16 protein-coding genes are annotated in these 15,110 nt (G+C 44.8%); 4 read left to right on the top strand and 12 right to left on the bottom strand.

Going from position 1 to position 15,110, the window contains the following annotated elements:
- Positions 1 to 61 precede the first annotated feature (61 nt).
- The 8 genes from era to rpoE form a co-directional block, all read right to left on the bottom strand.
- Positions 62 to 1,033, bottom strand: a complete 972-nt coding sequence (gene era, locus AB6D07_RS06280; RefSeq protein ID WP_004735384.1) for a GTPase Era — start codon at positions 1,031 to 1,033, stop codon at positions 62 to 64.
- Positions 1,026 to 1,703 carry a ribonuclease III gene (gene rnc / locus AB6D07_RS06275; protein WP_004735383.1) on the bottom strand — a complete coding sequence of 226 codons (678 nt, stop codon included), beginning with the start codon at positions 1,701 to 1,703 and terminating at the stop codon, positions 1,026 to 1,028. Before rnc ends, era begins: the two co-directional genes overlap by 8 nt.
- Positions 1,704 to 1,729: 26 nt before the next feature.
- Entirely contained in the window at positions 1,730 to 2,626 is an 897-nt protein-coding gene (lepB, locus tag AB6D07_RS06270; RefSeq protein ID WP_017103267.1) for a signal peptidase I, read from the bottom strand.
- Between the two features lie 245 nt (positions 2,627 to 2,871).
- Positions 2,872 to 4,665, bottom strand: a complete 1,794-nt coding sequence (lepA, locus tag AB6D07_RS06265) for a translation elongation factor 4 (RefSeq protein WP_009847653.1) — start codon at positions 4,663 to 4,665, stop codon at positions 2,872 to 2,874.
- A 137-nt stretch (positions 4,666 to 4,802) separates the two neighbouring features.
- Entirely contained in the window at positions 4,803 to 5,273 is a 471-nt protein-coding gene (locus tag AB6D07_RS06260) for a SoxR reducing system RseC family protein (protein ID WP_017097295.1), read from the bottom strand.
- Positions 5,270 to 6,232: a sigma-E factor regulatory protein RseB gene (gene rseB / locus AB6D07_RS06255; RefSeq protein ID WP_069592284.1), complete on the bottom strand. Its 963-nt coding sequence runs from the start codon at positions 6,230 to 6,232 to the stop codon at positions 5,270 to 5,272. The genes AB6D07_RS06260 and rseB overlap by 4 nt, the downstream gene beginning before the upstream one ends.
- Positions 6,229 to 6,852, bottom strand: coding sequence for a sigma-E factor negative regulatory protein (locus AB6D07_RS06250; protein ID WP_029222968.1), 624 nt, complete (start codon positions 6,850 to 6,852; stop codon positions 6,229 to 6,231). The genes rseB and AB6D07_RS06250 overlap by 4 nt, the downstream gene beginning before the upstream one ends.
- Positions 6,853 to 6,878: 26 nt before the next feature.
- Positions 6,879 to 7,457, bottom strand: a complete 579-nt coding sequence (rpoE, locus tag AB6D07_RS06245; RefSeq protein ID WP_004735377.1) for an RNA polymerase sigma factor RpoE — start codon at positions 7,455 to 7,457, stop codon at positions 6,879 to 6,881.
- Between the two features lie 389 nt (positions 7,458 to 7,846).
- Here rpoE and nadB point away from each other — a divergent pair, with 389 nt between their 5' ends.
- Positions 7,847 to 9,463 carry an L-aspartate oxidase gene (nadB, locus tag AB6D07_RS06240; RefSeq protein ID WP_017103270.1) on the top strand — a complete coding sequence of 539 codons (1,617 nt, stop codon included), beginning with the start codon at positions 7,847 to 7,849 and terminating at the stop codon, positions 9,461 to 9,463.
- Positions 9,464 to 9,528: 65 nt separating this feature from the next.
- Here nadB and AB6D07_RS06235 read toward each other — a convergent pair whose 3' ends face one another.
- Entirely contained in the window at positions 9,529 to 9,969 is a 441-nt protein-coding gene (locus tag AB6D07_RS06235) for a protein YgfX (RefSeq protein ID WP_347230242.1), read from the bottom strand.
- Complete coding sequence (locus tag AB6D07_RS06230; RefSeq protein WP_004735374.1) at positions 9,917 to 10,177, bottom strand: succinate dehydrogenase assembly factor 2; 261 nt, start codon at positions 10,175 to 10,177, stop codon at positions 9,917 to 9,919. The genes AB6D07_RS06235 and AB6D07_RS06230 overlap by 53 nt, the downstream gene beginning before the upstream one ends.
- Before the next feature lie 167 nt (positions 10,178 to 10,344).
- On the opposite strand from AB6D07_RS06230, the gene ygfZ reads away from it, so the two are divergent.
- The 3 genes from ygfZ (at position 10,345) to AB6D07_RS06215 (ending at position 12,552) form a co-directional block, all read left to right on the top strand.
- Entirely contained in the window at positions 10,345 to 11,316 is a 972-nt protein-coding gene (ygfZ, locus tag AB6D07_RS06225; RefSeq protein WP_017103271.1) for a tRNA-modifying protein YgfZ, read from the top strand.
- A gap of 4 nt (positions 11,317 to 11,320) precedes the next feature.
- Positions 11,321 to 11,782 carry an aminoacyl-tRNA deacylase gene (locus tag AB6D07_RS06220; protein WP_009847659.1) on the top strand — a complete coding sequence of 154 codons (462 nt, stop codon included), beginning with the start codon at positions 11,321 to 11,323 and terminating at the stop codon, positions 11,780 to 11,782.
- A gap of 563 nt (positions 11,783 to 12,345) precedes the next feature.
- Positions 12,346 to 12,552, top strand: a complete 207-nt coding sequence (locus AB6D07_RS06215; protein WP_009847660.1) for a DUF1107 domain-containing protein — start codon at positions 12,346 to 12,348, stop codon at positions 12,550 to 12,552.
- A gap of 126 nt (positions 12,553 to 12,678) precedes the next feature.
- Here AB6D07_RS06215 and AB6D07_RS06210 read toward each other — a convergent pair whose 3' ends face one another.
- Both AB6D07_RS06210 and ubiH read right to left on the bottom strand, forming a co-directional pair.
- A complete protein-coding gene (locus AB6D07_RS06210; RefSeq protein WP_017103272.1) occupies positions 12,679 to 13,902 on the bottom strand; it encodes an FAD-dependent 2-octaprenylphenol hydroxylase in 1,224 nt (407 codons plus the stop codon).
- An 11-nt stretch (positions 13,903 to 13,913) separates the two neighbouring features.
- Positions 13,914 to 15,092, bottom strand: coding sequence for a 2-octaprenyl-6-methoxyphenyl hydroxylase (ubiH, locus tag AB6D07_RS06205; protein ID WP_017103273.1), 1,179 nt, complete (start codon positions 15,090 to 15,092; stop codon positions 13,914 to 13,916).
- Between the last annotated feature and the right edge of the window lie 18 nt (positions 15,093 to 15,110).

The following is a 15,110-nucleotide window of genomic DNA, read 5'->3' as shown; positions in this document are numbered from 1 at the left end:
CTCTCTCTTGTATTTATATTCAATTCAACTTTCTTAATATCAGAAAGTGACGTTCAATATATTATAGATCGTCGATGTAGCCTAACGAGCGAAGTGCACGCTCATCGTCAGCCCAACCAGACTTAACTTTAACCCAAGTCTCTAGGTAAACCTTACGACCGAACAGTTCTTCCATGTCGATACGAGCTTCACGACCAATCGTTTTGATCTTCTCGCCCGCTTTACCAATTACCATCTTCTTCTGACCAGTACGTTCAACAAGAATCAAAGCATTGATGTGGAAACCATCGTTATCCGGGTTGTAATCAAAACGCTCGATCTCAACCGTTACTGAGTAAGGTAGCTCTTCGCCTGTGAATCGCATCAGTTTTTCACGGATGATTTCAGAGGCCATAAAGCGCTGTGAGCGATCCGTTACGTACTCTTCAGGGAAGTGGTGCGTCGCTTTTGGTAAAGAATTACGAACGTGCTTACGCAGTACATCGATATTCTTACCTTGCTTCGCCGAGATTGGCACAACATCAAGGAAGTCCATCTTCTTAGACACTTCCATCATGTGTTGCATCACGTCTGTACGGTCTTGAACGTTGTCTACCTTGTTAATACAAAGGACTACTGGGAAGTCTGTTTTTCTCAGCTTGTTCAGTACCATTTCATCGTCGTCAGTCCAGTGAGTACCGTCAACAAGGAAGAATACTAAGTTCACATCGCTCAATGAGCTATTCGCCGCACGGTTCATCAAACGGTTGATTGCACGCTTTTCTTCGATGTGAAGTCCAGGAGTATCAACGTAGATCGCTTGGTAATCGCCTTCAGTTTCTACGCCCATAATACGGTGGCGTGTCGTCTGAGGTTTACGTGATGTGATCGAGATTTTTTGACCCAAAATATGGTTCAGAAGCGTCGATTTACCTACGTTTGGTCGACCGACGATAGCGATGAAGCCACAGTGTTGGTTTTCCGGTAGGCCCGTTTTTTTGCTATCAGATGAAAAGAATGCATCGATATCGAAATCTTGATTGTTATCAGACATTGCTTAGTTGCTCTAATGCTGTTTCAGCAGCCGCTTGTTCTGCCTTGCGGCGGCTAGTGCCTTTACCGATAACAGGTTTATCCACACCTGCCACTTCACACTCAACCGTAAACTCTTGGTTGTGTGCTTCACCTTTAATATTAGTCACTGTGTAGACAGGTAGGGGATTTCTTCGACCTTGTAAAAACTCTTGTAAGCGAGTTTTTGGATCTTTTTGAGATACACCAGGCTGAATAGACTCTAGGCGAGATTGGTACCAGCTTAAAATAATACGGCGAACAACCTCGGTATCACTATCTAAATAGACAGCGCCGATGATCGCTTCAACTGCATCCGCTAGAATAGAATCACGACGGAAACCGCCACTCTTCAACTCACCTGGACCTAATTTTAAGTAATCTCCTAGTTCGAATTCACGACCTAGTTCTGCCAATGTATGACCACGTACTAATGTTGCGCGCATGCGGCTCATATCACCTTCGTTTACCTTAGGGAAACGGTGGTAAAGATCATCAGCGATAACAAAACTTAAAATTGAATCGCCCAGAAACTCAAGACGTTCGTTATGTTTACCTGCGGCACTGCGGTGAGTCAGCGCCAAATGGATAAGATCGGCATCATTAAACTGATAGCCAATCTTTCTCTCTAGTTTATCAATTGGAGAATTCATGCTCTCTCGATGTGTTATGTGATCGATTAGTGAATCCCACCGATGCGATTAAAACGCACACCAGTAGGAATCCATGTTGGAAGTACACTGTCTGAACCGCGTTCAAATTCGAAGCTGATCCAAATAGCAACGGCCTTACCAACAAGGTTTGCTTCAGGGACAAAGCCCCAGTAACGGCTGTCAGCACTGTTGTCACGGTTATCACCCATAACAAAGTATTGGCCTTCTGGAACGATCCACTCGTTAACACCATTGCGAGGTTGATATGCTTGCACACGATCACGGCGTAATGGGTTAACTAAGATTTGGTGCTCCACGTCACCCAGTTGTTCATTCAACTGAATTAGAGGCACACCATCTTGAATAAATTGGCTTTCTTCAACGTTACTCAACTTCACTGGTTTACAGCTACTGCCACCCTTCGCTTGAATGCAGATTTCTTTATTGCTGCTGTAGCGAATGGTATCACCCGGCATACCAATAACACGCTTGATGTAGTCGATATTCGGCTGAGGTGGGTATTTGAATACGATTGAATCACCACGTTCTGGTTTGCCTGTTTCTACCAATTGAGTGCGCCATACAGGATCTTTTAGACCATAAGCGTACTTTTCTACCAAGATGAAATCACCAACCAATAGTGTTGGCATCATCGAGCCAGATGGAATTTGAAACGGTTCATAAATAAATGAACGCAAAACCAAAACAAATGCAATTACAGGGAAAATGGACACACTGTTTTCAACCCACCAAGGCTGAGCCGTAACTTTTGCGCTGGTTGCAGCGTCTAGGCCATTCGACTGTGCTTCAACGTCAGCCAGTTTTTGTTGGCGCTTCTTCGCCCACACAAACTTTTCCAACGCCCATACAATGCCAGTCACTAGAGTTACGATCACTAAGATAAGCGAAAATGTATTAGCCATTGATATCCCTTAAATTTCATTTCTTTAAAAATAACGAAAGTGAAAGAGTATAACCCTTTCACTCTGCTTAATATTTCTAATCCGTATCAATCATGCTGACTAAATGCTGGGGAGATTACGCAGGAAAAATCGTTTAGTTCAAGGCGCAAAGTGCAGTGACTAGTGGGCCTAATTGCAATCTTTGCAACAAAGAAATAAACGATTTTAACCAGTAATGTTCAGCAGATAGTTAGTGCGATTGATACCTAGTCTTTGCCAACATGAAGAATTGCTAAGAATGCTTCTTGAGGCAGTTCAACGTTACCGATCTGCTTCATACGCTTCTTACCTTCTTTTTGTTTCTTAAGAAGTTTCTTCTTACGACTGATATCACCACCGTAACATTTTGCGATTACGTTCTTACGCAGTTGTTTCACTGTAGAACGAGCAATAATGTGGTTACCAATCGCGGCTTGAATCGCGATATCAAACATCTGACGAGGGATGAATTCTTTCATCTTCTCAACCAGTAGACGACCACGAGACTGGGCAATATCTTTGTGTGTAATGATCGCCAGTGCATCAACCGTTTCACCATTCAACAATACATCTACGCGTACCATGTTTGATGCTTCGTAACGTTGGAAGTTGTAATCCAATGATGCGTACCCGCGAGACGTTGACTTCAGACGGTCGAAGAAGTCTAGAACCACCTCTGCCATAGGAAGATCGTACGTCACAGCAACTTGATTACCGTGATAAACCATGTCGACTTGCACGCCACGCTTCTCAACACACAGTGTGATCACGTTGCCTAGGTAATCCGAAGGTACCAGAATATTACAGCGAGCAATCGGTTCACGAATTTCTTCTAAGTCATTAATAGCAGGCAGTTTAGCCGGGCTATCAACATAGAGAATTGTGCCATCCGTTTTTACAACTTCGTACACTACGGTTGGTGCCGTTGTGATTAGGTCTAGGTCGTATTCACGCTCTAAACGCTCTTGAATGATCTCCATGTGAAGCATTCCTAAGAAGCCACAACGGAAACCAAAGCCAAGTGCTGCTGAACTTTCTGGTTCGTAAAACAGTGATGCATCGTTCAGGCTTAGTTTGCCTAGTGCGTCACGGAAGTTTTCGTAGTCATCAGACGATACTGGGAATAGACCTGCGTATACCTGAGGCTTCACTTTTTGGAAACCAGGTAGACGTTCTGTGCTGCCGCCTTTTGCAAGCGTCAACGTATCACCAACAGGTGCGCCAAGGATGTCTTTAATACCACAAACAACCCAGCCAACTTCGCCAGTATTTAGCTCAGTTGTGTCGATTTGCTTAGGTGTGAAGATACCTAGACGGTCAACACCCCAAACTTGGTCTGTCGACATTACTTTAATCTTGTCGTTCTTCTTCAGCTTACCGTTCTTGATACGAACCAAAGAAACAACGCCTAAGTAGTTATCGAACCAAGAGTCAATGATCAGAGCTTGTAGTGGCGCTTCTGGATCACCTTCCGGTGGCGGGATAGCCGTTACGATGTTTTCAAGAACGTCATCAACACCGATACCGGTTTTTGCAGAACAACGCGTCGCTTCCATCGCATCGATACCAACGATCTCTTCGATTTCTTCAGCAACTCGTTCAGGTTCAGCTGCAGGTAAGTCAATCTTGTTCAAGATTGGCACTACTTCCAGTTCCATTTCGATCGCGGTGTAACAGTTTGCTAGAGTTTGAGCTTCAACACCTTGGCCGGCATCCACTACAAGAAGCGCGCCTTCACAAGCGGCTAGAGAGCGAGATACTTCGTAAGAGAAGTCTACGTGTCCAGGGGTATCGATAAAGTTAAGTTGGTAAGTTTCACCATCTTTAGCTTTGTAATCTAAAGTCACACTCTGCGCTTTAATTGTAATACCACGCTCGCGTTCTATATCCATAGAATCGAGGACTTGAGCTGCCATCTCACGTTCACTTAACCCTCCACAAACTTGGATTAAGCGGTCAGAAAGGGTCGACTTACCGTGGTCGATGTGGGCGATAATCGAAAAATTACGAATGTGCTTCATAGGCTTGGTGTGACTAAACTCTTTGAATAGGGATAATAAGAAAGCCGCAACGCGTCCAATCTACAGTCAGCATTGGTGGCGGCATTTCAATCAAGTTGGCAGATTCTACCCAATTTAAGGGCAATAAGCATCATAAATTAGATGAGAGACTTGCCTAGGATTCTAATCAAGACAACTTCTTGCTTGGATTTGTCTTCCATTGGTTTAGCTAAGCGCTTCGCCAAACCAATACCACCAGCAGTAAACAGCGCTGCAGTTAAGATAACAATGCCCTCGCCCCCTTGGAATAAGGGTTGTAACAAGAGTTGTCCAAAACCAGCACCAACCATCAACATGAAAAGCGGGATAAGATAAACAATAGCTGCAGACTGAAGTAGGCTTTTTTCTGGAAAGCCAATTTCTACGATCTGGCCTGCTTTAACTAAGCTTTGGGTTTTAAGCTGCCAAAACAAGGATTTATTGCCAACAGCCTTGGTCACAATACCCGTTCCGCAGCTTTTTTGAGATGAGCAGCTACTGCAACTGGTTTGTTGTTCGCAACTCAGTTGAACAAAATATTGCTTACCTTTTTGTTCGACTGAGCTAACGGTTGCCAACGCAGTCATCATTGCGCTGGTGCCGGTTTATTGAACGTGACGGATTGAGCGATACGCTTGGCCGTTGCTGGCGGAATATCACCAACCACAGAGATTTCTTTGTCGCCAATCACTAAGCTGTGCAAGGTTCTTCGCCCTTGGCGTACCAGCTGTCCTTTCAATGAATGTTCGTCTTTATCGGCGATATAAACCGAAAAGCTAAACAGTCCATCACTGAAAAGCTGACTTTCAACCATTTTTTCGGTCGCAGCCATTTGGTAACGGCTGAGTTCTTTCGATTTAAATCCTTCTGGCACCCACGAGGCTTGCCAGTCGGTCTCGCTCACCAAGCCTTCTGGCAATGACAAAACCTTCGGCAATTTAGCTTGATTCAAACCGCCCATTGCTTCTGCAATTTTATCGTTCACGACATAAGAGATAGTGCGGTACTGCTCAAGCACTTCGCCATCACGATCCAAAAGATCGGCACGCAAAGGAAGGTTGGTTTTCTCGTCGACCCAAACCACGTAAGAGTATCGAAGGCCGTCTTTCGGCACGACGCGTAATACTTGCGTGGTACTGCCCGCCTCACGAGAACGCCCAACTTTTACAAAATCGTAGTATTGGTTGAGAGAATCGATATCTCGATTAATCATCGGAATGACAGGTGCAACCATGCTGCCAGACTGAATAGTAAATGGCTCTGTACCCGGTTCGATGTAGCTAACTTCATTACCACGTCGAATAACCTCACGAACAGGGCCGCTTAGATAAACAAGGTGTGCAAGTTGTTGGTCGTCGTTAACTGCATGACGATAAAGCAGAGGTTCAATACTGCTCTTCTTTATCAATATGTAGGAGAGTTCGTAATTTTGATGCTGACTGGCCTCGTTCATTTGATGTAACAAGGCCTTTGCAGTGGTTTCCTCTGCAAAGGCTGTTGGAGACATCAAGCTGAACAGTGTCAGTGCACTGACCAGGATTTTCTTCATTCAATATCCGATTCTAGGTGTGCATCTTCCATTGGCGATGCATCACTGTTTAATCTTAGTTGTAGCTCATAATCTTCTAACAATGCATGAACGCGTTTGCGTTGCTCTTGCATGTTAGCTTCAGATGCAGGTCTCTCAACAGAGTCACGTGTTAAGCTTACTGGTTCCGCAGAACCTGCAAATGGAATCGTCTGGAGTACAGGCAACTGCTCTGGAGCTGCGGGATCGCTGCCGCCATATTGCTGAGCACCTAACACAACTGCTAATGAAACACACGCTGCCACGGCAACTTGTCCAAACTGTTGTAACCATGCAGGAAGCTGACGCTTCGCTTGCTGAGGTTTAGGCTGCTCTTCAATTGGAGCAACAGTAGATTCAACATTCAATTGGTGCAGGTTCGACATTGAACCATGTGCAGGCTCATCATCAAGCGCTGCCGCTACACTGTTAGCAATGTTCCACTCTGGAGTTTCTGGCGCATCCCCACGCATAACATCACCAATTAAATGGTAACTCTGCCAGGTAGCCATGCTTTCTTGATCAGATTCGAGATCTACTATGAGAGCTTTATCGATCGTTTCACCATCCATGAGTGCCGAAAGCTTTTCTTTATCAGCCATTATTTTCACCATAATTATTACAAGTTCTAGCGTTGTAAAAGAGGTTTAATTTTCTTTTCTACCGCTTCACGAGCTCGGAAAATACGCGAACGTACGGTTCCTACAGGGCAATCCATTACTTCTGCAATCTCTTCGTAGCTCAAACCTTCGAGCTCACGTAACGTCATTGCAGTTTTTAAGTCTTCGGGTAGCGCTTCAATCGCTCCAAAAACAACTTGTTTCAATTCGTTTGACAGCGTTAAGTTCTCAGGGTTCGATATTTCTTTTAACGCGCTGCCTGTTTCGTAATATTCTGCATCTTCTGCATCTACATCTGTTGCTGGCGGCCTGCGGCTCTGGGCAACAATATGATTTTTAGCGGTGTTCACGGCAATTCGGTACAACCATGTATAGAAAGCACTCTCACCACGAAAGTTAGGTATCGCGCGGTAAGCTTTAATAAAAGCTTCTTGTGCTACATCAGGTACATCACCGGAATTATTCACGTATCGAGAGATAAGATTACAAACTTTGTTTTGATACTTAACCACTAATAAGTTAAATGCCTGCTTATCTCCACTCTGAACTCGCTCAATCAACACTTGATCGGTTAGCTGCTCGTTCATTCGAGCGGGTACTCCTATTGTTATAACCCTTACCTTCACAGATATGGGTACTAATTATGCGAAATGTAGTATTGACACCACCGTCTACAAGAGCACTATTGTGACTGAGCCAAATACCGAAAGTTCCAACTTTCCTAAAATTATTTGCCATTATTGTTTCACAATGTGATGTAATAAAAATAGTTATCCCTATCAATTTGGGGAAACTTGAGCAAAAGCAATGGTATTGAGCAATTAAATATTTCTAGATAGCTGTCTATATATTGATTTTGTGTCGTGTTTTAGGATGACTAGGGAAAGATTATAACAGTCTTACCCAAACTCCTAAAACAAGACGAAGTCAATTGAGCATGGACAACTCGACTATAGCCCGGGATTTAATAAGTTTTATGAACGCAAACCGTGAACATCAGTGTGATGTATTAGTGGTAGGAAGTGGTGCGGCAGGCTTGTCATTAGCCTTACGCGTAGCAGAACATGCAAAAGTAATTGTATTAAGCAAAGGACCACGCAGCGAAGGATCGACGTATTACGCACAAGGTGGTATTGCGGCGGTGTTCGATGAATCGGACAGTATTGAGTCTCATGTAGAAGATACTCAAATTGCTGGGGCTGGGTTATGCGAAGAAGATACAGTTCAATTCATTGCTGAAAATGCTAAAGAGTGTGTGCAATGGCTGATTGATGGTGGTGTTCCATTTGATAAAGATGAGAACAGCACAGAAGGCCAACCAAAATATCACCTCACTCGTGAGGGCGGCCACAGTCACCGCAGAATTCTGCACGCTGCCGATGCAACTGGCATGGCGATGCAAACATCACTGCAAGATAACGTCAAGAATCACCCAAATATCGAGATCTTCGAGCGTCATAACGCGCTAGATTTAATCACAGAAGATAAGGTTGGTGGTTCGAAAGACAAAGTTATCGGTGCCTACATTTGGAACCGTAACCAAGAACACGTTGAAACCGTGCGCGCTAAATTTGTTGTGTTAGCAACAGGCGGCGCTTCCAAGGTTTACCAATACACCTCTAACCCAGATGTCTCTTCAGGTGATGGTATTGCTATTGCTTGGCGTGCGGGGTGCCGTGTAGCCAACCTTGAGTTCAACCAGTTCCACCCGACTTGCTTATTCCATCCAGAAGCGCGTAACTTCCTACTAACGGAAGCATTGCGTGGTGAAGGTGCCTATTTACGTCGCCCAGATGGATCTCGCTTTATGAAGGACTTCGATGAGCGCGGTGAATTGGCTCCACGTGATGTAGTTGCTCGTGCGATTGACTTTGAAATGAAGCGCTTAGGTGCTGACTGCATGTATGTTGATATCAGCCACAAGCCTGAAGAATTCATCACGACGCATTTCCCAATGATCCATACTCGCTTGATGGATTTGGGGATTGATATGACCAAAGAACCGATTCCAATCGTACCGGCTGCTCACTACACTTGTGGTGGTGTCATGGTCAATAAGCAAGGTCAAACTGACCTCACTAACCTATATGCGATTGGCGAAGTGAGTTATACCGGCTTGCACGGTGCAAACCGTATGGCTTCAAACTCACTGCTTGAGTGTGTGGTATACGCGTGGGCAGCCGCAAAAGATATCGTTGAAAATATCGACCAATCTCAACTGTGCGCTGAACTTCCGGCATGGGATGAAAGCCAAGTCACCAACAGTGATGAAGAAGTGATCATTCAACACAACTGGCACGAGCTAAGACTGTTCATGTGGGATTACATGGGTATTGTTCGAACGGACAAACGCCTTGAACGTGCAATGCGCCGCATTCAGATGTTGCAGCAGGAAACTCATGAGTACTACAGCTACTTTAAGGTTTCAAATAACCTATTAGAACTGCGTAACTTACTACAAGTGGCTGAGTTGATGGTTCGCTGTGCAATGCAACGTAAAGAGAGCCGCGGCCTACACTACACGCTGGATTACCCAGAACTTGCTGAAGACAGCGGCCCAACCATTCTGACACCAGAGAAAAACCAGTCTTAATTTTTGGTCATGGAAAAAGACGACAGGGAGCCTAGCGCTCCCTTTCTTTTATCTTTGGTTCTTGTTTATCCAATGCTTTCGTTTATCAAACGGACTCGTTGTAAATGCGCCAAGAAGTGTCGATATTCACGTTCATTGCAACTATCTCGCCACAACAAGACTGAATATCCGCACTCAAACTGCAATTTAACGAAGAACTGCGCCCAAATCTTATCAACGGACTTAAGTCTGTAGGCTTGTTCATTGAGTCGGATCTCGCCATCTTCTTTATAGTCAAAGCACCCATGTGCTGTATTCAAGATTACATGATTGGCTTTAAACAAACTGAACACTAAAGCTAAACAATAGAGGGCAACAGCGAGTGGAATAGAAGAGAAAACGATGAAAAACAAAAGGCACCCAAAAACAGTGCCTTTTGCAAATAATGCGGAATACGAAGGGTTAAGCTGAAGCTTAACGAACCTTGCTGAGGTTATGCGCGACAATTTTATCAACCATTGAAGCATGGCCTAGGTTTTCACTGCGTCCGTGTCCCATTACCCAAGTAAACAGGTCTGGGTCATCACACTCTAATAGAGAAACAAACTCACGCTGCTCCTGCTCTTGCAATGAATCAAAACACTCTTCGAAAAATGGCATGATAACTACGTCAAGTTCCAACATGCCACGACGGCAACCCCATTTAATTCGTGCTTTCTGCTCTGCAGTGTACATTGGCTATCCTCACCTATAATTTTTCTTTCTCGGAGTGTAACAAGTCATACGCTCTGCAACTACTATGTGAGTCACAGTCCCTATCTAAGCTCACAAAAAAACCTAAGCTGACAAAGAAACAGAACCGGATTAACATAGAGCCAAATAAAATTCTTAGGAAAGATAAAATGGATTGGGAAAACACATTTCAGCCGCTCGCTCATACGCAAAATGAATCGCTTCCAGATCTGATGATGACACACGTGTCAGACTGGAGTGCAATCACCATGATAGGCGATGACAAAAAGTCGTACCTGCAAGGTCAAGTAACGTGCGATGTCGTCACTCTTCCTAATGATGAATCCACGTTAGGCGCGCATTGTGATGCGAAAGGAAAGGTTTGGAGTATCTTTCGTTTGTTCCACCACAATGGTGGCTACGCTCTTATGCAGCCTAAGTCTGCGATTGAAGTCGAATTAGTTGAAATTAAAAAATACGCCGTATTCTCTAAGGTTGATATCGAGCAAACGTCTGACGTTGTTATCGGTGTCATGGGCGCGTCAGCTGATCAATACATTGACTCAATTTCAGAAAGCCAAGGTAAAGTGCGTGTAATCTCTGGTGGCACCGCTGTTCAAGTCTCTGACAACCGTTGGGCTCTACTTGTTACGCAAGAAGCAGCAGAAGCCTTGGTATCAAGCAGCACTGCAGAAAAAGTATCAGAAGCGCTTTGGCAGTATCATGAAATTCTTGATGCTCAGCCGAACCTATCGAAAGCAGAGCAAAACGAACACATCCCTCAAGCACTCAACCTGCAAGCGATTGGCGGTATCAGCTTTTCAAAAGGCTGTTACACAGGTCAAGAAACAGTTGCTCGTGCTAAATACCGTGGCATGAACAAGCGTGAAATGCGCATTGTTTCAGGAACGAGTTCGGATGTATTGTCTCTAGAGAATACGATTGAACTAGAGCGCAGCGTAGGTGAGAACTGGCGCGGTGCAGGCCGACTATTAAACGTCTATCAATTTGCTGATAATCAGGCGATTGGTTTGATGGTGTTGCCAAACAACCTTGATGACGATGTTCAGCTTCGATTGACTGCGCAACCTGAGCAAGTATGGAACATTCTGCCACTGCCTTACAGCCTTGACGAAGAGTAACCACGTGGAAACACTGATTACACAATGGTTAGATCAACAGCAGGTGGACTATCGCCTGTTGGTGCAAAGCAAGCCAACCACCAGCATCGAAGAGACCGCGCAAGAACGAGGTATTAATGCCTCTCAAATGGTCAAGTGCATCCTGCTTAAGGATATGGGAAACCAGTATGCGTTGGCCTGTACTCCTGGCGATCGCTCTATCGATCCAAAGAAAGTACGCTCGGTACTGAATTGCCGTCGAATGACCTGCGTATCACTCGCTGATGTTGAAGCCATCACCGGCTTTAAAGCTGGATGTGTTGGGCCTATTGCTCTAAAGAGATACATGCCGATCATTTTTGATCCTTCTATTCAGAGCAACTCGACCGTTACCATTAGCTCGGGTGATCGAATGGCTGGCGTTGCGTTGGATCCCAATGATCTCATAGCACTATGTGCACCGATCGTCGCTGACATCAGTCGATGAACGTTTCGAACAGATCATGCTTCGCAAACTTCATTTAAATATTTCATTGAGTACATTGTTAGTGTGAACTTCGTCATAAGAAAAACACACCCACCTTAAATAGTTACTCAAAATAAAAGCATAAGTAGTCACAGGATTGAATTTGCGTTATTGTGATTTTACTGACTAGCCTTTAAGCAAATCAGTACAAGTGAATCCACTGAGTAACATCAGTATCCACTTTTGTGTAATGCATCTGTGACTATTCGCCCGTTTTAGACGGGCTTTTTTTTTGTTCAAAATTTACAATTTGATTACACAAACAAAAAAATCCCGCCTATTCTTATACTTGTAACATTAGCACTGCTTAATACCGGACAGGAAAGTTCGTAGCAGTTCACTACTCAGTACTATTTTGGGGAGGAGCTCACGTAAAAATAGATATTTACTGAAGAAAGTGCTTAGAACAGCACAAATATCTAATTAACGTCAACTCTACTGCATATTACTCCATGCTTATCACAATAATTATCTCGGAGTTTTTCTATAATATGCAGGCTAGGTAAATATAAGGATAATTAAAAATGAGACTGTTTAAGCGCTATACACCGAGTATGATTGCTAAACATGTAAGTCGACTTTTCAAAGGACGAATCTACATTTACGGCGTAGGTAAATTTGAGTTTGATAACGGTAAACTCGTACTACCAGACCGAGCAGAGAAGCGTCACTTCCAAACCGTGAAAGAAATAAATAGTGAAATCATGAAACTGCGCTGCGCGTACGCATGATCTGATAGTCTAAAGAATTAAAAACAAAAAGGGTTGGCATTATGCCAACCCTTTTTCGTGTTCGTGATGTCGTCAATTGCTATCAACGTTAGCTACTTACCATCAACAGCAATCCATCTCACGCGACTATCGGTGTGCTACGGGGCGCTTAGCTAAATCCGGAAGATTGCCCGACAAACCCAGCGCTCGCTTCATTATCTCATCTTTCGCACCCGGTAATTGACCAGCAAGCTTCATACCGATACCACGAATTAGCTTCTTAGCCGGATTATCGCCTTCAAACAGATCTTTAAAGCCCTGCATTGAAGCAATCATTTTCGCCGCCTCAGCTTTTCTCCAGCGCTCATAGCCACGAAGGTTGCGCTTGGTGCCAATATCCTCACCAGAAGCCCATAGCGTTAACAGCTCTTGCGCTAAGCTTGCTGCGTCTAATAGACCAAGGTTCACGCCTTGCCCTGCTAATGGGTGAATAGTATGAGCAGCGTCCCCCACCAAAGCGACACGCTCTACAGCAAAGTCACGTGCATAACGCATGCGCAGTGGGAAGGCAAAACGGTCACCAACCACTTCGCATAAACCAAGTTTTGAGTCGAACTCTACCGTTAGCTGCTTATTAAAATCAGCATCCGACATTGATACAAGCTTCTCGGCACGATTAGGCTCCGTAGACCAAACTATCGAGCTCATATTCGTTGGTTGCATTGGCAGGAACGCCAATGGGCCTTGAGGTGTAAATATTTGACGAGCAACGCTATGGTGCTGCTCTGAGGTTTTGATGTTCGCGACAATCGCACTGTGGCCGTAATCCCAATGAGTTAATGGGATATCTTGTTGCTTGCGAACCCAAGAGTTTGTACCGTCAGCTCCAACAACTAACTTTGCTGTCAGCGCTTGGCCGTTGTCTAACGTTAGCCATGCTTCGCTCTCACCAATCGCCATCGTTTTACACGTTGCAGGCATGTATAGGCTGACATTATCTTGCTTCTTAACCTGATCAAGCAGCGCTAATTGGATTACGCGGTTTTCTACAATATGGCCTAGGTTAGGCTGTGCTAAGCGTGTTGAGTCAAACTCAATGCGAGCAAAGCTGTCTTGTTCCCACACTTCCATCGCTTGGTAGGGCGCAGCACGTCTTTGTTCGATACCTTGCCATGCGCCTAGATTGCGAAGAATCACTTCACTCGAGCGGCTCAATGCCGACACACGCACATCAGGCAATTCGCTAAGCCCTTCGCTAGGCGCTCTGCCTTCAATGACCGCAATTCTTAGATCGCTGTCTTTCAGTGCAGCGGCAAGCGCTAGGCCAACCATGCCACCGCCAACAATCGCGATATCAACACTTTGCATCATTATTTATTACCTTATCTTTCTACTAGGCCAAGCGTATGACGCAAAAGTGGACCTTTAAGTGGTGGAAGGTTATCAATTACGGCTAACCCAAGATTTCGCCCAATACGAGCGGTCAAAAAATCGTTTGAGAACAGATGAACAAGGCTTGATGTCAGCGTAATCGTCGTGTCTCTGTCTTGTTCTCTGCGCTTTCTAAAGTTAACAAGACCAGTGTAACGACCCACATCATCCAATTGAGTACACAACTCTTCCGCCAAGGAAGCCACATCACGAATGCCAAGATTAAAACCTTGCCCCGCAATAGGGTGAAGTGTTTGAGCAGCATTGCCAACAATGGCAAATCGATGAGAGATATTTTGCTGTCGGTGGCGAAGAATCAGTGGGTAGCTCGCACGCTTGCCGACTTTCTCTAGTCGGCCAAGTCGCCAACCGAAGTCATTCTGTAACTGCTCAAGAAATTCGTTGTCGTTTAAGGCCACCACTTTTTGTGCTTGTTCCGGTGACAAACACCAAACTAGCGATAAACGGTTGTCGCTCATCGGTAACAGAGCAACTGGCCCATGATGAGTAAAACGCTCAAAGGCTCGACCTTGATGGGGCTCACTAGTAACAATATTGGCAATCACCGCTACTTGTTCAAAGTCATGCTCACTCAATGGGATATTCAGTTGCTGACAACAAGTTGAGATTGCACCGTCAGCTGCAACCAATAACTTAGTGGTTACTGTTTGCCCACTTGTCAGCTCAATCGTCGTTAACGATTCATCACGTTCAACGGTTCTAACAGACTCAGGGCAAAGCATCGTAATCGTAGCTTCTGATTCTAATTTCTGCTGATAGATCCGACCAACATCCGCCAACTCCACCACGTAGCCGAGCGCATCAACAGCAAGCTCTTCACTGTAGATGTCTGTCATCCCAGCATGACCTCGATCTGATACATGAATATCTTTGATCGGGGTTGCAACGGGAGCGATAGATTGCCACAACTGTAAAGAGTCGAGGATCTGCACCGTGCCATAAGACAAAGCAATAGAACGAGAATCAAACCCTGGGTGAGCTTGATGATCAACCTGATAAGGCTCTACTACCGCGATCGATAGAGAACCTTGACTGAGGTGATTCAGAGCAAGGGCTAAGGTCGCCCCCGCCATTGCGCCACCAGCAATTACAACATCATACTGAGCCATTATAACCTCAAACCGACA

Origin of the sequence: Vibrio sp. 10N.239.312.C11 (genome assembly GCF_041466065.1) — a bacterium.
GTDB lineage: Bacteria > Pseudomonadota > Gammaproteobacteria > Enterobacterales > Vibrionaceae > Vibrio > Vibrio tasmaniensis_A.
This window is presented reverse-complemented; position numbering and strand designations above follow the sequence as displayed.